This window comes from Paenibacillus sp. GSMTC-2017 (assembly GCF_016019935.1).
Taxonomy (GTDB): Bacteria; Bacillota; Bacilli; order Paenibacillales; family Paenibacillaceae; genus Pristimantibacillus.
In genome coordinates, this window is record NZ_JAECMT010000004.1 from 536,218 (window position 1) to 560,771 (window position 24,554).

Annotated in this window: 22 protein-coding genes; 12 read left to right on the forward strand and 10 right to left on the reverse strand. The window is 42.4% G+C overall.

The window, feature by feature from the left end:
• Positions 1-8 precede the first annotated feature (8 nt).
• Positions 9-1,070: a multicopper oxidase domain-containing protein gene (locus I6N90_RS18455; protein ID WP_197937080.1), complete on the reverse strand. Its 1,062-nt coding sequence runs from the start codon at positions 1,068-1,070 to the stop codon at positions 9-11.
• Positions 1,071-1,327: 257 nt separating this feature from the next.
• Here I6N90_RS18455 and I6N90_RS18460 point away from each other — a divergent pair, with 257 nt between their 5' ends.
• From I6N90_RS18460 to I6N90_RS18470, 3 genes are all read left to right on the forward strand, one after another.
• Positions 1,328-1,552 (forward strand): hypothetical protein, encoded by a 225-nt coding sequence (locus tag I6N90_RS18460; RefSeq protein WP_197937081.1) that lies wholly within the window; start codon positions 1,328-1,330, stop codon positions 1,550-1,552.
• A 367-nt stretch (positions 1,553-1,919) separates the two neighbouring features.
• Positions 1,920-2,453 (forward strand): YceI family protein, encoded by a 534-nt coding sequence (locus I6N90_RS18465; RefSeq protein ID WP_197937082.1) that lies wholly within the window; start codon positions 1,920-1,922, stop codon positions 2,451-2,453.
• A 191-nt stretch (positions 2,454-2,644) separates the two neighbouring features.
• Entirely contained in the window at positions 2,645-3,799 is a 1,155-nt protein-coding gene (locus tag I6N90_RS18470; protein ID WP_232243093.1) for an amidohydrolase family protein, read from the forward strand.
• 44 nt (positions 3,800-3,843) lie between these two features.
• On the opposite strand, the gene I6N90_RS18475 is transcribed toward I6N90_RS18470, so the two are convergent.
• The 3 genes from I6N90_RS18475 to I6N90_RS18485 all read right to left on the reverse strand — a co-directional run bounded on the left by I6N90_RS18475 (position 3,844) and on the right by I6N90_RS18485 (position 6,889).
• The gene (locus I6N90_RS18475) at positions 3,844-4,401 is read right to left on the reverse strand and encodes an NADPH-dependent FMN reductase (RefSeq protein WP_332262472.1); all 558 of its coding nucleotides are present in this window, start codon (positions 4,399-4,401) and stop codon (positions 3,844-3,846) included.
• A gap of 131 nt (positions 4,402-4,532) precedes the next feature.
• The gene (locus tag I6N90_RS18480) at positions 4,533-5,207 is read right to left on the reverse strand and encodes a response regulator (protein ID WP_232243094.1); all 675 of its coding nucleotides are present in this window, start codon (positions 5,205-5,207) and stop codon (positions 4,533-4,535) included.
• A complete protein-coding gene (locus tag I6N90_RS18485) occupies positions 5,207-6,889 on the reverse strand; it encodes a GAF domain-containing sensor histidine kinase (protein WP_197937084.1) in 1,683 nt (560 codons plus the stop codon). Before I6N90_RS18485 ends, I6N90_RS18480 begins: the two co-directional genes overlap by 1 nt.
• 370 nt (positions 6,890-7,259) lie before the next feature.
• On the opposite strand from I6N90_RS18485, the gene serS reads away from it, so the two are divergent.
• Positions 7,260-8,558 (forward strand): serine--tRNA ligase, encoded by a 1,299-nt coding sequence (serS, locus tag I6N90_RS18490; protein ID WP_197937085.1) that lies wholly within the window; start codon positions 7,260-7,262, stop codon positions 8,556-8,558.
• Here the strand turns inward: serS and I6N90_RS18495 are convergent.
• From I6N90_RS18495 to I6N90_RS18505, 3 genes are all read right to left on the reverse strand, one after another.
• Positions 8,537-8,917 (reverse strand): aminoglycoside 6-adenylyltransferase, encoded by a 381-nt coding sequence (locus tag I6N90_RS18495; protein ID WP_197937086.1) that lies wholly within the window; start codon positions 8,915-8,917, stop codon positions 8,537-8,539. The two genes, serS and I6N90_RS18495, sit on opposite strands and share 22 nt — an antisense overlap.
• A gap of 604 nt (positions 8,918-9,521) precedes the next feature.
• Complete coding sequence (locus I6N90_RS18500) at positions 9,522-10,244, reverse strand: amino acid ABC transporter ATP-binding protein (RefSeq protein ID WP_197937087.1); 723 nt, start codon at positions 10,242-10,244, stop codon at positions 9,522-9,524.
• Positions 10,237-11,730: an ABC transporter substrate-binding protein/permease gene (locus tag I6N90_RS18505; protein ID WP_442950972.1), complete on the reverse strand. Its 1,494-nt coding sequence runs from the start codon at positions 11,728-11,730 to the stop codon at positions 10,237-10,239. Before I6N90_RS18505 ends, I6N90_RS18500 begins: the two co-directional genes overlap by 8 nt.
• 497 nt (positions 11,731-12,227) lie before the next feature.
• Here I6N90_RS18505 and yidC point away from each other — a divergent pair, with 497 nt between their 5' ends.
• The 3 genes from yidC (at position 12,228) to I6N90_RS18520 (ending at position 14,249) form a co-directional block, all read left to right on the forward strand.
• Complete coding sequence (gene yidC, locus I6N90_RS18510) at positions 12,228-13,052, forward strand: membrane protein insertase YidC (protein ID WP_197937088.1); 825 nt, start codon at positions 12,228-12,230, stop codon at positions 13,050-13,052.
• 108 nt (positions 13,053-13,160) lie between these two features.
• Positions 13,161-13,895, forward strand: a complete 735-nt coding sequence (locus I6N90_RS18515; protein ID WP_197937089.1) for a pirin family protein — start codon at positions 13,161-13,163, stop codon at positions 13,893-13,895.
• A 27-nt stretch (positions 13,896-13,922) separates the two neighbouring features.
• A complete protein-coding gene (locus tag I6N90_RS18520) occupies positions 13,923-14,249 on the forward strand; it encodes a hypothetical protein (RefSeq protein ID WP_197937090.1) in 327 nt (108 codons plus the stop codon).
• Between the two features lie 426 nt (positions 14,250-14,675).
• Here I6N90_RS18520 and I6N90_RS18525 read toward each other — a convergent pair whose 3' ends face one another.
• A complete protein-coding gene (locus tag I6N90_RS18525) occupies positions 14,676-14,807 on the reverse strand; it encodes a DUF4023 domain-containing protein (protein WP_197937091.1) in 132 nt (43 codons plus the stop codon).
• Between the two features lie 325 nt (positions 14,808-15,132).
• Between I6N90_RS18525 and I6N90_RS18530 the strand changes: the two genes are divergently transcribed.
• The 5 genes from I6N90_RS18530 to I6N90_RS18550 all read left to right on the forward strand — a co-directional run bounded on the left by I6N90_RS18530 (position 15,133) and on the right by I6N90_RS18550 (position 22,170).
• Positions 15,133-15,339: a cold-shock protein gene (locus tag I6N90_RS18530; RefSeq protein WP_197937092.1), complete on the forward strand. Its 207-nt coding sequence runs from the start codon at positions 15,133-15,135 to the stop codon at positions 15,337-15,339.
• 140 nt (positions 15,340-15,479) lie between these two features.
• The gene (locus I6N90_RS18535; RefSeq protein WP_197937219.1) at positions 15,480-17,927 is read left to right on the forward strand and encodes an ATP-dependent DNA helicase; all 2,448 of its coding nucleotides are present in this window, start codon (positions 15,480-15,482) and stop codon (positions 17,925-17,927) included.
• 76 nt (positions 17,928-18,003) lie between these two features.
• Positions 18,004-18,162 (forward strand): hypothetical protein, encoded by a 159-nt coding sequence (locus I6N90_RS18540; RefSeq protein ID WP_197937093.1) that lies wholly within the window; start codon positions 18,004-18,006, stop codon positions 18,160-18,162.
• 212 nt (positions 18,163-18,374) lie between these two features.
• Entirely contained in the window at positions 18,375-20,123 is a 1,749-nt protein-coding gene (locus tag I6N90_RS18545; RefSeq protein WP_197937094.1) for an ABC transporter ATP-binding protein, read from the forward strand.
• Between the two features lie 19 nt (positions 20,124-20,142).
• The gene (locus I6N90_RS18550; protein WP_197937095.1) at positions 20,143-22,170 is read left to right on the forward strand and encodes an ABC transporter ATP-binding protein; all 2,028 of its coding nucleotides are present in this window, start codon (positions 20,143-20,145) and stop codon (positions 22,168-22,170) included.
• Between the two features lie 166 nt (positions 22,171-22,336).
• Here the strand turns inward: I6N90_RS18550 and I6N90_RS18555 are convergent, their stop codons facing one another.
• Together I6N90_RS18555 and I6N90_RS18560 are read right to left on the reverse strand one after the other, a co-directional pair.
• On the reverse strand, positions 22,337-22,615 hold the full coding sequence (locus I6N90_RS18555) for a ribosomal protein L7/L12 (protein WP_197937096.1): 279 nt from the start codon (positions 22,613-22,615) through the stop codon (positions 22,337-22,339).
• A gap of 100 nt (positions 22,616-22,715) precedes the next feature.
• Complete coding sequence (locus I6N90_RS18560; RefSeq protein ID WP_197937097.1) at positions 22,716-24,461, reverse strand: methyl-accepting chemotaxis protein; 1,746 nt, start codon at positions 24,459-24,461, stop codon at positions 22,716-22,718.
• Positions 24,462-24,554: the final 93 nt, after the last annotated feature.

Consider the following 24,554-nt stretch of genomic DNA (forward strand, 5'->3'; position numbering starts at 1 on the left):
GTACGGTTTTATTTTGGCTCAAAAGCGATCTCATACACCTCCCCGGGTGCTACATGAAGTGTATCCGTTAGCAATGGACTGCCCGTTATAGGCTTTTCATTGTGCGAGAGTACAAGCATATGATAACCATGCAAATGCAAGGGGTGATGAACAGTGCTGCGATTAATAATAGTTGCCCTTATTTGTTCGCCTTCCTTTGCAACAATCGTAGAAAGATTAGGCGTTGAAATCCCATTAATTGTATCATAAAGGGCTGGTATTCCGTCGTAAATAGAAAGTCGATTATACAAAATAATGATACATGGATCGTTCAAAGTAGACTCCTTATTAAAGGGAATTTCGATTAATTCGTTTGTACAGCTACCACCTACAAAGAGGGGTGAATGGGGTAAGTAGTTGTAATCCGTTGCAGCAAGTGTTGGGACGCTAATCATAGTGGCAAGGGCAGCAGCAAGGCCAGAAATCTGAAGTCTTCTAGTCCAAGGCCTGACGTAAGTCTCTTTTGCACATAAAGTCGCTTTTTGGTTGCGGCTCGTTTGACGTACCCATAACGAACATCCTAGAAACAATAAAACGATAAGCGGTATAGTCACTTCTAACCATTGAAATGGAGTGGATAGGGAGATAAGAAAGTAGAAATTGCCTAGTGCGAGTAGTGCCGTAATAGTAAATGGTGCCACTAGAGCAGAGTCTGTTGCATGTCTCCTGCGGGGAAGATCAAGAGCGTGCCCCTTTTGTGCTTGCGTTCTTACAAGTAGCAATCGTAGTCTTGGCATTGCTAGTAACCAAATTAACAAAACGGATAATACGGCTAAAGGTGCTCTTACGAGTACTCGATCTATCCAAAGCATATGGTGAAGTGTTGCAGCAAGAGTAATGTCGGCTACTATGCCTATAGCAACAATAATAGTAAGACCAATGGTCCAATACTTTATTGAGCGTACTTTATGGTGAAGCTCCTTTTCGGAACGGCTACTGATTAGTGTAGATGCCTTATTCCAAGCGATGAAGCTTATTATAAGCAACAGTAGTAATGCTCCTTGATCGATATAAGTAAGTATGCTGTACATTTACTTGACCCTCCTAGGTCTATATCTAATAAATCGTTTATCGTTCGTTAGCTTCGTTATAATGGTAGCCTTTGTAAAGAATGCTTAAAACCTCCGAGAGTCTTATCCTAACCTAGACTTCAGTCGGGGGTGAACTGTTGCGAAGCGGAATGATTGCCCATTACGGAGAAATTTCCTATGAAGCGACATTTTACACCTCTTGTTAGTTTCTATTAAAACGATACAATTAAGATACAAAATAGTAGGAGGTGAAAAATATGAGCCAAGAACAAGAAATTGTTCAAGAGAACGCGGAAGAAATTGTACAATTGATTTCGGAGGATTCCCCTGCTGAAGAAGTTGCTGAAGCAGAGGAAGAGGCAGTTGAAGCAGAAGCTACTGAGGTAGTAGAAGCTGAGTTGGAAGAGGAAGTAGAGGAAGCAGCTGCAGCGGTCGAAGAAGAGGCTGAAGCTGAAGAATCGTCTGAAGAAGGAACAGAGTAAGTGTTTGAAAAAATGAAATAATACTTAAACTAATAAAACTCTTGCGAGGTTCTGATCGTCGATAAATGGCTGATGAGCTCGCATGTTAAGCAGTTTTTATGTAAATAGAGTGTAAGAAAAGGACATCTTCTCTAAGTGGATAGGCGATTAGGATTTTATCCGATTCGTGTCTACTTAAGGAAATGTCCTTTATTTGTTTTGTTTACTTTTCAGAATTGGTTATCACAGTATCACCGTTGTTTCCCAAAAATTATCGAGTACGAAACAGTTGACAATCAAATGTCTTTAGTTTAAGATAAATTCAACAGATAACAAAAGTAAGTTAATTAATATTTGTTAGCATATAAACTAAATGGAGGTTTTATAAATGGCAAAAACAATATGGGCAGTAGACGCCTCACACAGTGCAATCGATTTTTCGGTAAGACATATGATGATTTCGAAGGTAAAAGGGACGTTCCACACATTCGAAGCTAATGTCGAAGCTGATGTAAATGACCTAACTTCAGCAAACATTTCTTTTAGCATCGATATCAACAGTGTAGATACTCGCAACGCTGATCGTGACGCACACTTAAAAGGTGCTGATTTCTTTGACACAGAAAAATATCCTACACTTACTTTCAATGCCGCTACTATCGTGAAAACTGGCGAAGGTGAATATGAGGTATCTGGAGAAGTTAGCTTGCATGGTGTTACTCGTACAGAAACTTTCGAAGTGACTTATGAAGGTTCTGGCAAAGATCCATGGGGTAATGCACGAGCTGGTTTCAGCGCTAAGAGCACACTTAAGCGTAGCGACTACGGTCTAACGTACAATGCAGCACTAGAAACAGGCGGCGTTCTTATCGGCGACGATGTGAAGATTTCATTAGAAATTGAAGCTGTGCAACAAGCGTAATAAATAAATGTAAGAGTAGCAGGGCTGTCATTAGTGTAGAGAAATCTACCTAAGGCAGCCCCTATTTGTGTTTAAATGAAGAAAATCATTAAAAAGTATAACAATTCATGAATCTAGTGGAATGTACAGGATTTAAGGAGAATGTTACGATGTTGCCAAGTATAAAACGAAAGGCGAGAGGGTGAGGTTTTATGGAGCATTCGAAAGGCTATCGTATCGCAAAATTAGTTATTAGCGTAGTTGCTATTATGGGAGTATTTCTTATTACAAGAGAATTATTTCAGGGCAAAGCAAACAACGAGAATACAAAGGTAATCGAACAAAGCGCATCGGCAGTCAACCAAACTGGAGAATCACTATCTAATGAAATACCAACCGATGATCAAAATGGTGAGAAAAGTTTGGAACAATTGGTTAAACAATATGATGATATTCCGATTTTTGATGCACATAATCATAATGCAGGTGGTGAAAGATATCGTAAAATGATGGAGACGTGGGACAAAAATAGTATCGAACGAATCGTTTTGTTTGGTGCAGTATCTTCACCTGATGCAGTCGTAACAGATAAAATCGCTTGGGAAGCTTATTTGGATCATCCAGATCGGTTTATTCCCTTTTTCTCAGGAGTAAACTTGTTAGAGGAATCAGGCCTTCAGACGGTAAAGGACAATTTGGAGAAGGGTTATTTCGGAATAGGTGAAATTGCAGCTGCGTCTACCTATTCGCCAATACTTACTAAAGTACCGTGGAAAACAGCTCATCCAATGGATGGTATTTTGCCACAAATATATGAGTTATGCGCACAATATCAAGCACCTCTGTTACTGCATATTGATCCGCTTGATGGGCTACCGATCTCGAAGCTCAAGGAAGCTCTTATGCAATATCCTGATACAACAATTATTTTGGCACATGCCAATGCCTACAATACGCCTGGAAATGTAGAAAATCTGCTAGAGGAACATCCGAATCTTTATGTTGATTTTTTTGCAGGGTTTACTGCTTACAATGCGGATAGTACAAACAAGCTTGACGACTTTATTCCTATTATAAAAAAATATCCAAACCGTATTCTGCTCAGCACAGACTCTGGATTTGGACTTAATAGTGAGCTACAAGCCATTGATGCAATATATCGGCTAATTGATCTACTCAATGACAGAGTGCTAGCAAAGCAGATTGCTTATGACAATTTGGATGCATTGATTGCTCGTCAGCCTGCTACAGCAACACAACTTAAGGCTATCGAAGAGCTTAAACTAACGGAAGCGCAATTACCTAATTTAGAGTCTCTATCGAAGCTGGAAGCAGCTAAAATTATAAATGCGGGGAGGGATAAATAGGGGCTGTATTGTGACTGAACAACGAGTATATTAGCCCCTGCCCATTACCCTTTAATTCGGCTTGCCAGCTCTAAAAATGAATGGGTTACACGTCTAATCCGTTCGGTAACTTCTCCACCAGAACCTTCATGATCGGTATGCGATTCAGCGAACCAATTGCGCTGCGCACCACCAATAGATATCCATTCAGCGGAATTAATGCCATGCAAGTTGCGAACGATGGCTTGAAGCTGTTGAAGAGAGCTTGTTCCAACCGCACCGCCTGCAGAGCTCATGGACAATACAGCTTTTCCACGGAAGTGTTCTTGACCTAGATGGTCAAGCGCATTTTTTAATACACCAGATATACTGCTATGGTACTCAGGAGTAGCGAGCACGATAGCATCGCTTTGGCGCATAACTTTTTGTAACTCGGAAATCGTATCGGTACTATCATATTCGTCATCCGGTGAATAGAACGGCAACGGTTTTTCATAAAGATCAAATAAATGTGCCTGATGCCCACTTTTTGAAATGATGTCGCCAACAAATGCGGATAAGCGGGTGCTTGTGGCGTCTTTGCGATTGCTTCCTGCTAACAAAATGATATTCATACGAATCATTTCCCTTCTGAATTGTCATCGACAATTGATCTGATGTAATCATATCATCGCCATTCAGATCGGCGCGTCAGAATATGGATGGATCTTTATAAGCAAAGAGCATTCAACCTTTGGCTGAATGCTCTACGACTTTAGTCTGAGTTTTGAACTTTACTATTAAGCCCGTGTTTCACTGCATACAATGCTGCTTGCGTACGATCCGTTACCCCGATTTTGCTCAAAATATGGCTAACATGCGTCTTGACCGTTTTTTCGGTAATAACTAGTTCTGTCGCAATGGAACGGTTGCTCATACCGGATGCGATTAGTGAGAGAACATCTTGCTCACGTTTTGTTAATAAGTCGTGTTGTTGTGGTTCCTCGTTATTAACATCTCCGTTATAGAGAGATACATATTGATTCATCAATTGGCTGGCGATGTCAGGGTGAAGCTCAACCTTACCATCTTGAACACGTCGTATCGCAATAGCTAAATCATCGGGTTCAATATCTTTGAGCAAATAGCCTTTTGCTCCGGCTCGAATAGCAGGTAACGCGTGATCCTGATCGGAAAAGGAAGTAAGAATAATTACTTTAACAGTAGGATGCAGACGTGTAATTTCTTTAGTAGCATCAATACCGCCCATGTCCGGCATACGAATGTCCATAAGTATAATGTCTGGAGATAGTATAGAAATTTGTTCTAATGCTTCAACACCGGATGAAGCTTCCCCTACTAGTTCAATATCACGTTGTGAAGATAGGAACATCTGTAAACCTTTACGAACCATTTTGTGATCGTCTGCAAGCAAAATGCGTATACTCATCAGTTGTTAACACTCCCTCTATTGGGCGCCACATTCAGAGGAATCGAAACCTCAATTAATGTTCCTTCTCCAAGCGCGCTAGTTAGCTTCAAACGCCCGCCAAGAGACAGCGCTCTCTCCTTCATAATCGATATTCCCAAACTATCTGTCGCCAAAGATTCTGTCACATTCATACCGCAACCATTATCCTGCGCGACAAAAATCAATTCTTCATTAAGAATAGAGATGGCCATCTCCATCCGATCGGTCGCAGCGTGCTTTGCGATATTATTTAGCGATTCTTGGCCGATTCGCCACACTGTTTCTTGGATGGTAGGAGATATGTTCTTTAGTTGATCGTTGCCCTCTATTTGAACGGAAATACCTAACCGTTTGCCATAGTTCTTTAGTGCATGAACGATGCCGCTATCCAAGTTTGCGGGTCTGAGCTGCATAATAAGGCTTCGCATTTCCTTCAATGCTTCTTGCGACATACTGCCCATGTCCGCAATTGCTAGCTCCGTAGCAGCAACATCACTATTACGCAGAAGTGAGCCTGCACCTTTGGCGGTCATACTTATTGAAAACAGCATTTGCGAAACGGAATCATGCAAATCGCTTGCAAGACGATTTCGCTCTTCAATCCGGACGAGTTCTCGTCTTGTTTCCTCTAATCTTGCATGTTCCGCTGCTACTGCAATATGTTCAGCGATGGAGTTAAGTACTTCTCCGTCAACTGCGGAGAGGAAAGGTGGATCGGAACAGCCAATCAGTAAGTAACTCTCAGTTGCCGTATCATTGCATGTACTTCGTACAGCGAGCACGGTATGAATACGAGGGGTGGAGTGAGTGTACTCCCATTTGCTGATTAATGTAGCAGCCAGTGCTCCACTTAACTCTAGATAGTTATTACCTGTGAGCGATTGCTGAAGCCAATTCGCCTCTATTTGAGGCAAACGTACAAAGTTGTCCAGCAACACTTCGCCCGAGTATAGAGCTTGTAATTGATAATGCTCACCGACCTTTTCAAGAAGAGCTACACCCCGCCATTCAAAGTGTGTGGTCAGAAGTTCTACTGCTCGTTCAATAATCTGAACCCTTGCCAGACCTGAGCTAATAGACAAATTAAGAGCACGGCTGAAGTGACCAAGGCGTGTAAACTGTACAGCTCTCTGTTCTTCCATCTTATGAAGTCGCATTCTCTCTACAGCAACCCCGATCTGCAAGGCAACAGATTGAAGGAGGGCAAGCTCTTCATTTGTAAAATAATTTCTATCCGCAGCGCCGACATTCAGTATCCCAAATTTGCGATCACCTATGCTAAGAGGGACAGTTGCATGATGGGTGTAGCCATACGTATCGCCGTAATTTGCAGCTTGGGCATGACCAAGCCTACGACAACTCATAATGTTGACGGCATCGTTTAATTGATCGTCATGATATTGATCCATACACCAGCATGATCCGCACTGCATAAGACTTTTATCGTTATGAAGCAGCCCTGGCGGGAGGTTGCGATCTGCGGCGAACGTGTATTCACGGTTATCTTCGATTAGAAATATCCAACCGAATGTAAGTCCAGTTACATCAAGCAGTCTCTCAAGCACCGTATCCAACATATCAAACACATGATTGGATTGGTTTAACGTTTCTGCGATCGTTTTAAGAGCAGTAAGCTCTTGTATATGTGATAGTTTTTTCACTCAAGGAGTCCCCCTTTTCTATAAAAAGATAGACCTGTTTTTACCAATATACCGTGTTATCCCATTTTGGGAAACTAAAATGAGCTTGCATTTTGACTTTGGCATACGCTATAATACGAACCAACTTAACATTATCATTATGCCAGTGAAGAGTATCCAACTCGGAGGCGTTCTCGTCAAGGGGAAACCATATTAATGGCTTGCTCCCCCTAAGTTTACCGGAATCCGCCCGTTACCGCGGAACAAAGAGGATCAGACTGTTGCTTTTGTCTGTCTGATCAATTTGGGTGGCACCGCGAGATAAACGCTCCTCGTCCCATGTGGGATTTAGGGCGTTTTTTGTATTTCCATCAAAAAGGAGCGCGGTAGCATGTTGGACATGAAATGGATTAGAGAGAATGCGGAAGAAGTACGGGTAGCGGCGGAGCAGAAAGGGATCGATGTGTCGATTGATAACCTTCTGCAATGGGACGAACGGAAAAGAAAGTTGATTCAAGAAACGGACGGACTGCGAGAAAAACGGAATCGCTTGTCGCAACAAATCGGGCAATTGATGCTGGAGAAGCGGGTAGAGGAAGCTAACCTTATTAAGGAAGATGCGCGGAAAGTAAATGATCGTTTAGGGAAGCTTGATCATGAGCTAACTATTGCGGAAGAGGCTTTCGCTACTCTGTATGAGCTTGTTCCTAATGTAACTTCGCCGGATACACCAGTCGGTCGTTCGGATGAAGATAATGTTGAGCTTGCTCGTTTTGGGGAACCCCCTAGCTTTGACTTTGAGGCAAGGGATCATATGGCACTGGGTGCGCTTCACGATCTTATCGATGTTCCAAGAGGTGTAAAAACGGCGGGAACTCGTCACTATTATTTGAAAGGTGCGGGAGTGTTGCTGCATCGTGCTGTACAACAGCTTGCGCTGGATCTTCTCGTAGAGAAAGGATTCACCCCGTTGGAAGTGCCGCTAATGGCTAGGCCGGAAGCGATGAACAACACCGCCTTTTTCCCAACGGGAAGGGATCAGACTTATCGGCTTGAGGATGAGGACCGCTATTTGGTTGGAACATCGGAAGTTCCACTTGTAACTTTTCATGCTGGCGAAATTGTTCAAGTAGAGACACCAATTAAACTTGCGGCAGCATCGATGTGCTTCCGAAGTGAAGTCGGATCGGCAGGGAGAGACGTACATGGACTCTACCGTGTACATCAATTCGCCAAAGTAGAACAGGTTGTTATCTGCCGGGCGGATGCAGCATTATCGAATACTATATTAGAAGAGATAACAGCAAATGCAGAAAAACTTCTCCAATTGCTCGAATTACCATATAGGAAAGTAGCAGTCTGTACAGGGGACATGTCGCAAAAAACGTATAAACAATATGACTTGGAAACATGGATGCCTAGCCGTGCGGCTTATGGTGAAACTCATTCGTCGTCGAATCTCCATGATTTCCAAGCGCGTAGATCGAACATTCGGTATTACGATGAAAACTGCGTGTTACGTTATTGTCATACTTTGAACAATACGGCTGTAGCGAGCCCACGCATTCTAATTCCACTATTAGAAAATCATCAACGCGAAGATGGCTCGATTTATATTCCAAAAGCGCTAAGGCCTTATATGTATGGGAAGACGGAGCTAGTGGCTCCTCAACTTCTAGGCAAGGACTGAACATGTTTCAAGTATGCGGTGACACGTTCATCTTCACCTTCGTTGTAAGTGAAGCCGTAATGGTCAGAAACAACTTTGGCCGTTTCACGGAAAAGCTCGCCCATCGTATATAGGGAACGCCAGATGTTGGCTTCGTCGGCATCTGGGAATGTACTTACAAACTTTTGCCAAAGCTCGGGTGGTAGAAGCTGCTCGTAATATTTGCCCAGCTTGCCTGGGTTACTTTCAAAGTTGGATTGTACGCCGATGTACCAATCAAGCATAAGGACGAGCATGTTGCGAACGGGGCGCTCAAAGAAATATTTCACATAAGAGAGTTCGCCGCGCCATAACCCTTTTGCGATGTAGGGAGTTACCATAATTTTATACGGTCAGTAGTCATAGGTAACGGATTTACATTAATTTTAGTTACTGTTGCAGCATGTAATGACACATCAAACGCCTCCCACTTTATTGAATGATGTCGATCTAGTAATAGAACCCACTTTATGGCTAACTAGTTGCAAAATAAATGATCACATACTTAGTTCGTTAGCGTTATGTTCGGTAACATGCGCTACCATTAATGACTAGTATGATGTCTCCTAACGAACCGTATGGTGCTTATATTGAAGAAAATGACATGTAATTTAGTCTAACGAACTCCAGTATCGTTATCATGTAGTTTTTGAGCGAAATAAAGCGACTTTACACGTAATAAGCATTCTTGAGTTCGTTAAACCTTTTGAACGGTACAATTTGGGCAAATAAGAGTTACTGAGTTCGTTAGCTATAAGTTCGAAAACACATGCTGCCATTAATGACTAATAGTATGCTGACTCGTTAACGAATTGCATATCCTTGTCAGTGAAATATAGTCACATCAAGCACTGGTATTGAGATTAAGCTTCCCTGCTCAGCTTTTTTCTCATATTCAAACAAAAAAAGGACGACAATGCGTCGTCCCCCTCATAAATTCAATCCCTATAAAACCTGCTCCAAAAACCGAGCAGCACGTTCGCTTTGCGGCTTAGTGAAAAATTGTTCAGGCGCAGTCTTCTCCACGAGTAAACCGTTGTCCATGAAATAAATCGTTCCCGCAGCTTCACGTGCAAACTTCATCTCGTGTGTAACGATCATCATCGTCATGCCTGAGTTACCTAGACTTTGAATAACGGCAAGCACTTCCTTCACCATCTCAGGGTCAAGCGCCGAAGTAGGCTCGTCGAACAACATAATGTCAGGTTCCATTGCAAGGCTACGAGCAATTGCCACACGTTGTTTCTGTCCACCGGATAGTCGTGAAGGATAGCTATCTGCCTTATCTGCGAGACCAACACGCTCCAGCAAAACCATCGCCTTATCCTTAGCATCAGCCTCTGATAATCCTTTTACCTTACGTGGCGCAAACGTTATATTGTCCATGACAGTCATATGCGGGAACAAATGAAAATGCTGAAACACCATTCCAATTCGTTGTCTTACAGCCCCAATATCCGTATGCTTGCTAGTTAATTCAATATCATCGATTGTAATAATGCCGGAGGTGGGTTTCTCAAGCAAATTTAAACATCTTAGAAAAGTCGATTTACCTGAGCCGGACGGCCCGATCAGCGCCACGACTTCTCCTTGTGCGACTGTTGTTGTAATACCCTTTAACACTTGGTTTTTGCCAAAAGATTTAGTAAGTTCGGTTACGTTAATCACTGCGGCGCAGCCTCCTTTCGAGCAGATTTGCAAACGATGTTAAAATAAGGACAAGCACATAGTAGATTGCACCTGCGAATAATAACGCCTCGAATGCGCGGAATTCTGTCGCTTGCACAACTCCTGCTCTACGCATAATATCTTGAACACCAATGACAGATACGAGTGAAGATTCTTTCAATAAAGCAACACATTCATTAACGAGTGCCGGCAAAATGGTGCGTAGTGCTTGAGGCAATATAATCTTTATCATCATCGTCCAATATGGTATACCTAGTGCCATAGCAGCTTCGCGCTGCCCTTTGTCTACCGCCATAATACCACCACGAATCGTCTCGGAGAGATAAGCCGCAGAGTTTAAACCAAAGGCAAGACCTGCCGCCAGAAGCGGCGAAATATCATAATTGAGCAACTGTGGTGTCGCATAATAGATTAATAGTAACTGCAGAAGCAGCGGCGTTCCTCTAAAGATGGACGTATATACAGTTGCGAACCATTCGAGTGGCTTAATGCCTGATATTTTGAACAGTGATAAGATCGTACCCCACACAAATCCGAACAGGGCGGATACAAATGTGAATAAGAGTGTAACGTAGACACCTTTCAAAATATAAGGGATATAACCTTTAAGAATGCTGAAGTCGAGATTAAGGAGGGAAGCTTCTTTTTTCTCCTCTTCTTTGAACCATTTGCCGACAATTGCATCAAGTTCACCGTTTTTCTTCATTTCTTCTAGTACACCATTAAAAGCCTCTACATGTGCAGAACCTTTAGGAAAAGCAATGGCATAGCCATCTTCTACGTTGCTAGCTGGAACGAAGTTCATCACTAGATCAGGATTGGCTGCTATCATTTCTACAGCTACCGCATCTTCGACAATGACGGCATGAATGCGGCCAGTCTTAAGTTCTTGAATCAAGTCGGGAATACGGTTAAGTTTTTTTAGTTCAACTCCAGTAAGTGTCTCGGCGTATAGATCTTGAGTTGAACCAAGTTGTGTACCGACAACTTTTCCGTTTAATGAACTTTCTGTCTCAAGTGGTTCACTCTTTTTAGAAACGATCGTATTGCGCGCTACGTAGTAGGACGAAGAGAAATCGACGTTCTGTTTTCTTTCCTCTGTAACGGACATCGCTGACATTACAAAGTCTACTCGTTCAGTTTGCAACGAGGCAATTAAGCCGTTGAAATCCATACTTGAAATTTCTAGCTTATAACCAAGCTTAGTAGCAATGTGTTTGGCGATATCGATATCCAGACCGACTATTTCACCATTGTTTTTTGCATCTACATTTTCGTAGGGGGGATAGTCTGGCGATGTGCCCATAACGATCGTTCCCTTTTCACCTACAATTGGAGAAGGTGCTGGAGATGCTGCGGAAGTGGTCGTGATGAAGTGCCCACCCGCTTGTGTACCGCTTAGCAATATGCCCGTAGCAATCATTATCGTCATGAGAACGACGAGTAATAGGGATGATCTTTTTATTATAGATGTTCGCATGTTAGCCTCTTTCATTTTTAGTTTTGTCGACAGAAATTTAGTAGGGTTAGAATAGCATAAACAAGCTCGCTTGCAAACGGTATCTTTATCCATTTAAATGAATATTTATTCAATTTTAAATAGATATAGAACAAATTTTTATGATAATATAGATATACATAACAGTGATGAGAAGGGAGGGAATGCTTTGTTCGAGCTGGAGTTACAGGAATGGATTCCATATTTATTTACGATGAGCTTATTATGCACATTTGTGTATGCTTATACGGCTCATCCTAGAGAAGGGCAAACAATTATTTGGTGCTCGACGGTGCGATCTGAAATACTTTGGATCACCGTATCTCAAGTGATGGAAATTACCGCTACCATTCAACGTTGGCTCGTCAGAAACGTGAAACGCAAAGATGCGCCTATTGATGATGAAACGGAGTGCAAGTCCTCATTTGTTAAGCAAGTTCAAACAAATGAGGAGGTTAATATTTATGCCCAGAAAACAAACATTCCCGTCCTTTTCTATCGTTCGGTTGGTCGTATTCGTCATTTTACTCGGAGCGCTGCTTACCCTTGGAGGCTGTACTCCAGCTTCAGGAACGATTGACGCAGAAACGCCCGGTATATTTAATCATTATGTCATTTACCCGCTGTCTCAAGTGATCGGATGGACGGCAAGTTTGTTCAATGATAATTTCGGTATTGCCATTATGATAATAACGATTGTTATCAGACTTGTTTTATTCCCGCTTATGCTTAAACAATATCGTGCTCAGCAAGCGATGAAAGTAAAGATGGCGGCAATGAAGCCGGAACTTAAGGAATTAGAGGCGAAGTATAAAGGCAAGAAGGACCAGGATTCAATAACGAAGCGTCAAGAAGAGATGATGAAACTGTATTCGAAACATCAAGTAAACCCGCTTGCGATGGGTTGTCTGCCGATGTTAATACAATTGCCGATTCTTACAGGACTTTATTCGGCTATTCGTTTAACGCCTGAACTGTCGTCACATTCGTTTCTTTGGTTTAAGTTAGGCGAACCAGACATCCTGTTGCCGATAATCGCTGCGGTCGTTTATTTCATTCAATTCAAAGTTTCGCAGCAAGGGAACGAGTCGGAGCAGATGAAACAGCTTGCTCTACTTGGTTACTTGTCTCCGATCTTAATGGGAGCTTTCGCAATGTGGGCACCAGCGGCGATTTCGCTTTACTGGGTGACGGGCGGACTATTTATGATTGTACAGTCATATTTGCTCGCTAAACTGTATCCTACTGTTGTTCCAACCACGGTTTCGAAGAAGCCAGTAAGTAGTTGAGCATATTGGAAGTTGCGTATTTCCTAAATTAGAAAGTTGAACAGTTGCGCATTTTCTGCTATAAATAAGTAAGTTAATTAATATTTTACGATGAGAGGGAGAATGAATGTGATTCATATATTTCCTGCATCGGAACGACATACAATCGACTTAGGCTGGCTGCGAAGCCAGCCTCTCTATTCATTTGGAGAATATCAGCATGCAGATCGTAATGGCTTCGGCGTCATGCGTGTATGCAATGACGATTATTTGGCACCAGGCAGAGGTTTTGGTGCACATCCCCATAGTGACATGGAAATTGTGTCTATCGTTCTGAATGGCAGCATTAAACACGAAGACAATTTGGGTAATTCCGTTGTAACTGGATTTGGTGAAGTACAACGAATGTCAGCAGGCAGTGGAGTAATCCATACCGAGTTTAATGCATCGGAAACGGAAGAGATGCGTTTGCTCCAGCTATGGTTTATGCCACGGGAGCGAGGGCTTGCTCCAAGTTATGAAGCAAAGAAGTTTAACCCGGATAAGTTGCATAATAACTTGTTGCCTGTTGTATCTGGTGAATCTGCTACGATCGGCAGCCTAGAAGAGATAGCTACGATTAATCAGGATATGACGATCTATCTAAGCAAGCTCGCGTCAGGCGAATCACTTGATGTGAAGACAAAGCAAGGACGAAAGCTGTTTCTTTATACGATTGAAGGCAGACTAAGTGTAGCAGATCAACTACAAGATTCCGGTGAACTGTTCCTAGGAACTGGTGATACTTCACATATTGAAGACATTAGCGAACTTGTGCTGAAGGCTTCAGAAGATACTTTCTTTATGTTGATTGATTTGCCTTAAAGGCTAAGATTTGGAGGTTAGCTTAGTATGAAACAGACGTTGCTAGTGAAACATGCGGTGAGTGGCCGAATGTTTTTTGATTCCAATAAGAAAAACATAAATTACACATTAATTGAACAAGGTGACGGATGGTTGTTTGAAATTCATTCACCTTTGGATGAAACGTTAGAAGCGCTGCTCGAATGTAAGGAAGAGTTAAACGTGTTTATTTTCAAAACTTATGAGGATCAGCCTACGTTGAAGATTTGGTACTACGTTAAGGATGGACCGGTACACTACGACAAGGACAAACAGCAAATCTCAATTTACGCACATTCCCGAATTGAGTATTACCCGCATGAGTATGCACAATAATTAATAAAAACGGTCATATGTGTAGAGGATTCTCCTTATGAGACAATGGCTTTGTCGCTTATTCCAATGGAGAGTAAGCATAGATATGAGTTCTACAGTGGTATGGTAACGAATATCAATAAATAAGCGCAAATCTACGTTTATTTTAAAGTGGTAGGCAGTGTTTGTAGAATTTAAGCTCAAAAATGTGCTTATTCGTGTGAAAAGACCGAATGCTTAGTGAGAATAAGTGTATAAATGCGCTTAGTGGTGTATAGGATGCCTATTATGTCAGATACTATTCGCCAGTGATCATAGTTCTACTCACCTAAAAATAGGGGCCGTCTTACTTTAAGACAGCCCCTATTGTCGATTCTTGGTACTGGTATTTTCGATTTAGTTGTTATAACTAGTTACCGATGGTTCCTTGCTGCATACCACTACATGTTACTTGTTCGTACTATGCTTTTTTGTAGACAGCTTGTCCGTAGGAGTGCCGTGACCGAAGCGTCGTTTGTTGCGCTCCGCCTTCTGTTGTGTGTCTTTCACTTTGTTTACAAAGTCTTCCGTACTCATCATTACTCACCTCCTCTATTGAACTATCCCCCAGTTGTGATGGTTCAATTCTAGATCGGAAAACACGAATTGAACATCGTTTGCCTTATTTGGATGAACATGGTACAATAACTGAAATTTGAAAACATTATCCTGTTGTTAGAGACGACGGAGCTGCATAGATAAAGACTGCCCTTGAACCTTGTGTTTGAGGCAGTTTTCCGTTTACGGAATAAAAAGCAGCTGAGCGAGTCCCCTATACAACGGGAAGGGATCACTTTTATTCTGAAAAGCGGACGTATGTTAATTTGTTTGATATACGTTTGCGCTAGTGCGAAGGAGGCTGACCATGTACAATCGTAAAAAACCGCTAGAGGAAATTCCACAGGAAAACACGAAGGTATGGACATGCGAAACTGAGGGCTGCAACAGCTGGATGAGAGATAACTTTTCTTTCGAGCAAGTCCCGAATTGCATCATGTGTGACGCGCCGATGGTAAGTGGCGAGCGAATGCTCCCGACTTTGGTTAACACCACGGCAGAATTAAAGAGCTGATCGAATATACATACAACCCTGCAAGCGCGGTTTTGGCCGTTGCAAGCAGGGTTGTTCTGCTTTTATAACCTATTGTAGTGGCTGGAAATATGATACACTTTGAGAACAAATGTTCTTTGGCGATGCCTGAAGGAGAGGTTATGACGGACACAAACACAATTACTCTATCGGTTAGGCATCTTGTTGAATATATATATCGGAGCGGGAGTATTGAATCGGGGCTTCAGTCCTTAGATGCGATGCATGAAGGGACGAAGGCGCATCAGCGCATACAAGGGACCTACGGTGAAGGAGATCAAAAGGAAGTTTATTTGAGTGCAAATATTGTATGGGAAAACCTCCTATTTACGGTAGATGGTCGCTGTGATGGTTTGCTGGTAACAGAACCTGTTCCGACTATTGATGAAATTAAGTCTACCCGTGGCGACCTTGTGCGCATTAAGGAAAACGAAGGTTATGCTGTGCACTGGGCTCAGGCATGGTTTTATGCATATATGTACGCTTTGCAAACGGGTACTAACACTATGAAGGTACAGCTTACATACGTACAGACCGGAACTTTGGAAGAGATAAGATTCATCAGGGAAGTTAGTTTCGAAGAGCTTGAGCGCGATATTTTGGATATGGTCGCTCGTTATGCTCCTTATGCTGGGCTTCGAACGCGTCATCAAGAGCGCAGAGATGCCTCAATAAAGTCGTTGCCATTCCCATTTGATTCGTATCGAGAGGGACAAAGAAAGCTTGCGGGAGCTGTATATAAGACAATTGATGAAGGTGTTTCTTTATTCGCTAGGGCACCAACTGGTATAGGTAAGACGGCCTCGACCACTTATCCAGCTATTAAGGCGATTGGGAGCGGACTACTGCAACGGATTTATTATTTGACTGCTCGAACGACGACCCGTGCGGCTGCTGAAGACGCTCTTTTGCTAATGGAGTCGAAGGGTCTGAAGTTGCATGCTGTGACGATTACAGCGAAGGATAAAATATGTTTTCAAGAGGAAACACGCTGTGAAAGGGAAAGTTGTCCATACGCAGACGGTTATTATGACCGAATTAATGAAGCGGTAATGGATGTGCTGGAGAATGAGACGATTATGACACGAGCGGTAATTGAAAAGTATGCTCGTAAGCATACGGTTTGTCCGTTTGAATTTTCGCTGGATCTCTCTTATGGTTCGGATATGGTCATATGCGATTACAACTATGTATTTGATCCGCGCATTTCCTTCAAACGGCAATACGCAGAGGGGAAGAAGCGGACTGCGCTGCTTATAGATGAGGCTCATAACTTGGTAGATCGAGCACGGGAAATGTATTCGGGAGAATTGACCAAAGCGCCATTTCTCATGTTGCAAAGAGAGCTGAAAGGTCGCCATAAAGGTGCTTATCTTGCCGCTAAGGCTGTTAACGACTACTTTATTGCGAAGCGAAAATCGCTCGGAGAATCTTCACAGGCGGTGGATCATCAGTTATCAGAGGAGCTTGTGAAATTGGTAGAAACGTTCACAGCAGAGGTTGAGAAGCTTCTTGAGATGGGGACTATGCGTAGTAATGTTGCTCTATCTAATCTAACAAGTATTCCTGTTCAAGAAGGTGATCTGTTCGATGACATTATTCCTTCTGAGCGAGCAGTACAGGATAATACGAAGGCTGAAGTTCTTAACATAGGAGAGCAGGGCCTAGATCTCTACTATGCGGCACAACAATTTCTACGAGCAGCTAAGTTATACGACGAGCGCTTCGTAACAATGACTGAACTTACCCGTAACGATGTTAGCGTGAAGCTACAATGTCTCGATCCATCCGCTCTTCTCCAGCAGATGGGCAAAGGTTACCGCTCACATATTTATTTCTCAGCGACGTTAACACCGCTGAGATATTATATGGACATGTTAGGTGGAACGAAGCAAGATTACACACTGTCCCTACCTTCTCCTTTTTCGCGAGATCAACTTGAAGTTACCATTCATCCGTTGTCGACTCGGTATGGGGATCGGGAGGACTCTTATGTACCCATCGCAGAGCTAATCGCGCGGACTATACAAGGGGGACGAGGGAACTATTTTGTATTTTTTCCTTCGTATGCTTACATGAATGCGGTGCACGAAGCATATATTGAGTTATTGGAAAAAGCGGATAACGAGACCACTGAAGGTAAAGTTCAGGTGTTGCTCCAACGTACAGATATGAGCGAAGTGGAAAGGGATACATTTTTGGCTGCTTTCAAGCCAGACAATAAACAAACTTTAATTGGCTTTGCTGTTATGGGAGGGGTTTTCTCAGAAGGAGTAGACTTACCTGGAGATAGGCTGATCGGAGTAATAGTCGTTGGAGTAGGTTTGCCGCAACTTGGTATGGAACGTAACACGCTAAGGGACTACTATCAGAAGCAAGGAAGTAACGGTTTCGACTATGCTTATGTCATACCTGGTATGAACAAAGTGTTGCAGGCTGGGGGCCGATTAATCCGTTCTGAGAACGATAGAGGTACACTTTTACTCATCGATGATCGTTATTTACAAGCGACATATCGGAGACTATTACCAGCGGAATGGTTGCCTTTGGGAGAGAATATGTATAACTAACTATACAGTTGACAGTTTTTTCATGCGATGGTAAAGTGACAAATAGATTTCACAAATGGGAAGGAGGATTACGCTGATGAATAACTTGAATGGAATGAACACAATCGAAATGAACGCTATCATCATCATTACAAACGATAAGAACGGCATGGCGTTCCCTAAACATGGAATGATTGCTACTGTGTTCAATCATAATGGTTTTGATCATCATAACGTAATCCATCGAAGCGTCTAATAACTTTGAGTCTAGGGAAATACCCGATATCAAAGGCGCAGGGTTACGTTTCCGTAATCATGCGCCTTTTCTGTACTTAGGATGATTTTTCCACGATTGTAGTGGAGGAGTGACATTCTTTAGTCGGATGAAGCGTGTCGTTACGGCGACATGCTTTTTTTGTTTTTTAAAAATAGTCATTTGGATGGCGATGGAAGGTGTGATAGAGAGATATGTTTAGTGTACTTACAAAATTGAGCTGGTTTTTCAAAATGGAATGGAAAAGGTACTCGGTCGCAATCGTTTTGCTTGTTCTAACGGGAATTATTGATGTTATTCCTCCTTGGATGCTAGGTTACTTGGTTGACGGAATTAGCCAAAATATACTTGGTACAGCGGAATTCAATCGTATTATGTACGCTTGGATTGCGTTAACGATAGTTGGATATGTCATTACGTATGTTTGGCATTATAAATTGTTTGGCGGAGCATTTATGTTAGAGCGGCTGCTTCGCTCTAGTCTAATGGGACACTTTCTACGGATGACGCCGAAGTTTTACGAACGTAATCGTACAGGTGATCTGATGGCACGCGCCACAAATGATTTAGGTGCTGTGTCAACGACAGCGGGCTTTGGCATACTAACGCTTGTTGATTCCACCTTGTTCATGATTACGATTTTGATCGTAATGGCTGCCTCCATCAGCTTGAAGCTAACACTTGCAGCATTATTGCCGTTGCCGCTTATGGCGATTGCGATGTCTTATTACGGAAAAAAAATTCATGAGCGTTTTACAGACGCACAAGATGCGTTCGGTGAGCTAAACGATCAGGTGCTTGAATCAGTAGCCGGCGTTCGCGTCATTCGCGCCTTCGTACAAGAGGAAGCAAGTAAAGCGAGATTCAGTGATAAGACGAATGAGGTATTAGGCAAAAATATTGCAGTCGCACGAATCGATGCACTCTTCGAGCCAACGATTAAAATTCTCGTAGGTATGAGTTACTTAATTGGTCTATGTTATGGTGGGTTTCTCGTTTTCCATAATGAAATAACGCTTGGTGAACTTGTATCATTCAATATTTTCCTTGGGATGCTCATTTGGCCGATGTTCGCTATCGGAGAACTCATTAACATTATGCAGCGTGGTAATGCTTCACTTGACCGTGTTAATGAAACACTTGGCTATAAGCCGGATGTAGCTGATGCTAACAAGGCTGTAGCAGTTGATAAGCCAACGGGCATTGCATTTAATAAAGTTACTTTTCGTTATCCGTCTTCTGAGGTGGATAATCTTAGAGATGTTTCGCTCAAGCTTCATCAAGGCGGAACACTTGGTATTGTAGGACGTACTGGAAGCGGGAAGACGACGTTACTTAAGCAACTACTTCGGGAGTACCCGCTAGGGGACGGAGATATTTCAATTTCTGATACATCGATAGAGGACATTAAAATCGATAAGTTGTTAAGTTGGATTGGTTACGTCCCGCAGCAACCGATCCTTTTCTCGAAGACAATAAGAGAAAACATTTGCTTCGGACGAACAGATGCATCAGAAGAAGAATTACAACGAGCTCTTGAGAGTGCGTCATTTGCTAAAGACATCGTATTCCTGCCAGATGGACTGGAAACGTTAGTTGGCGAGAAGGGTGTTGCCCTCTCTGGTGGACAGAAACAGCGTGTTAGTATTGCGCGTGCACTTATTGCAGATCCTGAAATTTTAATGCTAGATGATGCTTTGTCAGCAGTAGATGCGAAGACAGAAGCCGAAATTATTGAAGGTATTCGTACAGAACGTGCAGGCAAAACAACGTTGATTACAACACATAGACTTTCAGCGGTACAACATGCGAATTGGATTATCGTTCTTGATGAGGGACGAATTATCGAGGAAGGTACTCATGAACATTTGCTGGCAAATGGCGGCTGGTACCGTGAACAGTATGACCGTCAACAACTGGAATCTATTATAGAATCTGAATAGATAGGAGGCGTGATAATCAATGGGAACGACAGGTAAACGATTGTTTCAATACGCCATGTTATATAAAAAGTCGATTCTCGCTGCAATGGTGCTACTTGTTCTTGCCGTATGTGCAGAGCTTACAGGACCACTTATTGCGAAGCGAATGATTGATCAAAACATATTAGGTGTTGAGAAGCAGTGGTATGAGGTTGATGGTAAACAGCCTTATGCTGTGAACTATAAGGATCAGTGGTTCAAGCGTATAGACCGCTTCGATGATGACAAAGTAGAGATAAAAGGCAAAGAAGTCCGCGTGTTGCAAGTAGGCCGTAGCTATTACTTTTTGGATGGTGCTCTTGAGTTTTCGGGCGGCAAACGTGAAGTAACGGGCAATGAACTGACAGTAGCGAACAAAACAACAGGAGAAAAAGCCGTATATCCTGTTACAAAGCTAACAAAGAGTGAGTTGTTTGCCTTCTACAAGCCTGAGATACCGGGATTATTTCAGTTAGCAGCACTTTATATGGGCTTGCTTGTGCTCGTAGCGATATTTTCTTATGGGCAACGTCTAATTTTGCAAACGACAGCCAATCGAATTGTACGGAAAATGCGTAACGATGTATTCTCCCATACACAACGATTGCCGGTTAATTATTATGACAACTTGGCAGCAGGTCAAGTCGTCTCCCGTATTACGAACGATACAGAGGCGATACGTGAGTTGTATGTCGGCGTATTAGCGAACTTTTTTACAGGTACGATCTATATAGTGGCGATTTATGGCGCCTTATTTTTACTGGACCCAAGACTTGCACTTATCTCGTTGCCACTTGTGCCCATATTGATCGTGTGGATTATTATTTATCGAAAATATGCGGCTAAGTATAACACCATTATTCGGACGAAGCTTAGCGAAATTAATGCGATGATCAATGAGTCCATTCAAGGGATGACGATTATTCAAGCGTTTCGTCGTCAGAAAGAGACGACGAAGGAATTTGATGAGATGAACAACTATTACTTCAAGTATCAAAACAAGTTGTTAAGTTTGAACTCGATCACCTCTCATAATTTGGTCAATGTCGTTCGTAACGTATTATTCCTTGCTGTCATCTGGATGTTCTGGGGTGGATCGCTCGGAGCTGTCGTGACTGTTGGTGTACTTTACGCTTATATCGATTATATGAACCGAATGTTTGCACCTATCGTCGGTATCGTTAATCAATTGTCTAACTTAGAGACAGCACGTGTCTCAGCGGAGCGCGTGTTTAAGTTGATGGATGAGGAAGGTATTGAAGTAGAGAAAGGCAAGATGGATCGTTACAAAGGCGAGGTAGCGTTCAGCAATGTATCTTTTGCTTACAAGAAAAACGAATATGTACTCAAAAATATTACGCTAAATGCTCGTCAAGGCGAGACGGTTGCATTGGTTGGTCATACGGGTTCGGGCAAAAGCTCCATACTGAATCTATTGTTCCGTTTCTATGATACGAATGAAGGGGCTATTTCTATTGATGGCAGAGATGTACGAGACATTCCAAAGCAGATGCTTCGTCAGCATATGGGTATCGTATTGCAGGACCCGTTCCTTTTCACTGGAACGATCGCATCGAATGTCAGCTTAGACAATCCAGAAATTTCGCGAGAGAGAATCGAGCAATCGCTGCGTGATGTAGGAGCTTACGATATGTTCAGTAGTCTTCCAGGCGGCATCGATGCACCAGTAATCGAGAAGGGAAGTACGCTGTCTGCTGGACAACGACAATTGATCTCCTTCGCAAGAGCGCTGGCTTACGATCCTGCTATTCTCATTTTGGATGAAGCGACAGCAAGTATTGATACGGAGACAGAGGCTGTCATTCAAGAAGCGCTTGATGTGCTGAAGCGTGGGCGTACGACCTTCGTTATCGCGCATAGACTTTCAACCATTAGGCAAGCGGATCAAATCTTAGTGCTTGACCGTGGCGTTATAGTTGAACGTGGTAATCATGATGCACTAATGAACCATCAAGGGAAGTATTATGCGATGTATCAGCTACAACAAGGATCGGCTCAGACTGCATAATCAAATGAAAAGTGATTAAACATTGGGTGCTAACAACCTATAACAAAGAGATGTTGTCTCAAAAGCAAACAGCTCTAACCCGAAAAAGTCGGGTTAAAGCGTCGAGTTATACCTAAAAAAGGCGTTATAAATAGATTGATCTATTTATAACGCCTTTGCTTTATTTCTATTTATTTTCGTTTTTTATCGCATCAACGAATTGTTTAGCTTCAGTGAGAGATATTCCTAATGCTTCTCGCACCTCTTTAATAGCTTTTACATAATTGTCTTCTTGGAGGTGTTTTCTGACGTCCTCATTGATAGGATGTTCAGCTACCCCAAGTTTTTTGGATAGTTGATCCAACGTATATTGCTGGTATTTAATCATCTTCTCTAAGTTATTCACTCTACTGGTAACGAAGAAGCCACTTACAATAATCAATGCTACAAGGACGATAAATTCCACTTACATCACTCCGAATCAATATGAAATATGAGTAGATTACCTATAACTGTGTATAGGTTAATACGGTAATTCATATCGTTATGTTGCATTGAATCGTTTGTTACGTTTTAAAGCGACCCACTGCTTCGTTCAAGCTTGTTGCTAAGCTACGTAGCTGGACTGAACCGCTAGCAACTTCTTGCATGGATGCAAGCTGTTCTTCCGATGCTGCTGCGACGCGTTGTGAATTCGCTGCTGCTGATTGTGCGATATGTTCAAGTTCATCAAGTGATGCGGCAATTTGCTCACTACCAGCAGACATTTGCTCTGCTGCTGCTGATACTTCTTCAACTTGACTAGCGACGTGTCTAATTGACTCTTTAATCGTACGGAACGATTCCCCTGCCTGGTTAGTCACACTTGTACCTGTGCGTGCGGCTGAGACGGAAAGCTCCATAGCACTTACTGCAGCAGCCGTTTTATTACTTATCAAGTTAAGGATTTGCCCAATTTGTTCTGACGAATCTTTGGAACGTTCCGCTAGCTTGCGAATTTCAACAGCTACTACTGCGAATCCTTTACCATGTTCCCCAGCACGAGCGGCTTCGATGGATGCGTTTAATGCTAATAAATTCGTTTGATTTGCTACTTCACTTATCAGTACAAGTATATTTTCAATTTTATCACTTTGTTCCGTAAGCTCTTGAAGAGTTGCAACAGTTGTTCCAATGTTGGACTCGATGTGCTGCATGTGATGGAGTGTATCTGAAATAACAGATTCACCTTCAGTTGCAAGTACGTTTGTTTCTGCTGCAAGCTCAGATACGGATGAGGTGGACTCTGCAATACGGCCGATACCGATTGCCATCTCTCCCATAGCTCTTTGGCATTCCTGGAAGCTTTGTAATTGCGTCTCTGAACCGGAAGCCACCTCTTGAATCGCTTCCGTAACTTCTTCCGTCGCTCTTGACGTTTGCTCAGCGCTGAGCTGCATATTAGAAGCAGAGCTTGCTACTTCACTAGAGTCTCTGCGAATTTCGGCTGTCACCTTCCTGAGACTTGCAATCATGGCGTTGAAGGATGTGGAAACTTTACCAATCTCGTTATCGTTTCGAACTGGAACAGCGACTGTTAGATCGCCAGAAGCAGCTAGTTTAGATACTTCAGCAAGACGCACTAGTGGCTTCAGGGTAAATCGGATAAGAATAACAATAATTAGAATAGCGATGATCGATAATACAGTAGCGATAATGATGCTTTCCCAGAACATGGCGCTAAGTTCTTTGTTTACTTGTTTGTAATCGAAATCGAGACTGAATACACCGACGGGCTGACCCTTATCATTAACGATAAGTTTAAAGTAAGATACCCATTGCCCCATAGTGTCCGTATATATTTCAGACCAGCTCTCCCCTTTTTCAAGAGCAGTACGGAACGATTTCTCAAACACTTCAGACATTTCGTACGTTTTTCCGACTCCAAAACCATTCGCAGTCATATCCTCATTGCTTTGCATGATCATGACTTGTTGTTTACCGTTTACTTCGACGAGTTCAGGCATATACATAACTGCGTTTGTAATTCGATCATTACGAGTCATTGCATCAAATTTGTTTTTTAATACGAAGAACGTAGCAGCTGTGCTTGTTTTTTTGGTAAGCAGCTCTGTATATCCCTTGGAAATAAATTCGTAATCAAATTCAAGTTGGTAACCTAACGTTTCACCAATGTGTTTAAGTTCTTCATTTAATGTTTTTTTCTGTGCATTGTAGGATATCGACTCCATCGAACCGATAAGTACAATTAATAATGTTGCCATCAGTAAGGAGCTAGTAACAACAATACTCTTATTTTTTAAACCCAACATGCGTATACACCTCATGATTTTTTATTTGCTTAATTGGAACGTGAAACAGGGTAGAAGGGACGCCAGTTGAACTCCATTTGTTCTTTATTTTAT

What these genes read in the sequence shown, in the direction of transcription:
- I6N90_RS18455 (WP_197937080.1), bottom strand. Translation starts at nt 1,070, where the DNA reads ATGTACAGCATACTTACTTATATCGATCAAGGAGCATTACTACTGTTG.
- I6N90_RS18460 (WP_197937081.1), top strand. Translation starts at nt 1,328, where the DNA reads ATGAGCCAAGAACAAGAAATTGTTCAAGAGAACGCGGAAGAAATTGTA.
- I6N90_RS18465 (WP_197937082.1), top strand. Translation starts at nt 1,920, where the DNA reads ATGGCAAAAACAATATGGGCAGTAGACGCCTCACACAGTGCAATCGAT.
- I6N90_RS18470 (WP_232243093.1), top strand. Translation starts at nt 2,645, where the DNA reads ATGGAGCATTCGAAAGGCTATCGTATCGCAAAATTAGTTATTAGCGTA.
- I6N90_RS18475 (WP_332262472.1), bottom strand. Translation starts at nt 4,401, where the DNA reads ATGATTCGTATGAATATCATTTTGTTAGCAGGAAGCAATCGCAAAGAC.
- I6N90_RS18480 (WP_232243094.1), bottom strand. Translation starts at nt 5,207, where the DNA reads ATGAGTATACGCATTTTGCTTGCAGACGATCACAAAATGGTTCGTAAA.
- serS (WP_197937085.1), top strand. Translation starts at nt 7,260, where the DNA reads ATGTTGGACATGAAATGGATTAGAGAGAATGCGGAAGAAGTACGGGTA.
- I6N90_RS18495 (WP_197937086.1), bottom strand. Translation starts at nt 8,917, where the DNA reads ATGGTAACTCCCTACATCGCAAAAGGGTTATGGCGCGGCGAACTCTCT.
- yidC (WP_197937088.1), top strand. Translation starts at nt 12,228, where the DNA reads ATGCCCAGAAAACAAACATTCCCGTCCTTTTCTATCGTTCGGTTGGTC.
- I6N90_RS18520 (WP_197937090.1), top strand. Translation starts at nt 13,923, where the DNA reads ATGAAACAGACGTTGCTAGTGAAACATGCGGTGAGTGGCCGAATGTTT.
- I6N90_RS18525 (WP_197937091.1), bottom strand. Translation starts at nt 14,807, where the DNA reads ATGATGAGTACGGAAGACTTTGTAAACAAAGTGAAAGACACACAACAG.
- I6N90_RS18530 (WP_197937092.1), top strand. Translation starts at nt 15,133, where the DNA reads ATGTACAATCGTAAAAAACCGCTAGAGGAAATTCCACAGGAAAACACG.
- I6N90_RS18535 (WP_197937219.1), top strand. Translation starts at nt 15,480, where the DNA reads ATGACGGACACAAACACAATTACTCTATCGGTTAGGCATCTTGTTGAA.
- I6N90_RS18540 (WP_197937093.1), top strand. Translation starts at nt 18,004, where the DNA reads ATGAATAACTTGAATGGAATGAACACAATCGAAATGAACGCTATCATC.
- I6N90_RS18545 (WP_197937094.1), top strand. Translation starts at nt 18,375, where the DNA reads ATGTTTAGTGTACTTACAAAATTGAGCTGGTTTTTCAAAATGGAATGG.
- I6N90_RS18550 (WP_197937095.1), top strand. Translation starts at nt 20,143, where the DNA reads ATGGGAACGACAGGTAAACGATTGTTTCAATACGCCATGTTATATAAA.
- I6N90_RS18560 (WP_197937097.1), bottom strand. Translation starts at nt 24,461, where the DNA reads ATGTTGGGTTTAAAAAATAAGAGTATTGTTGTTACTAGCTCCTTACTG.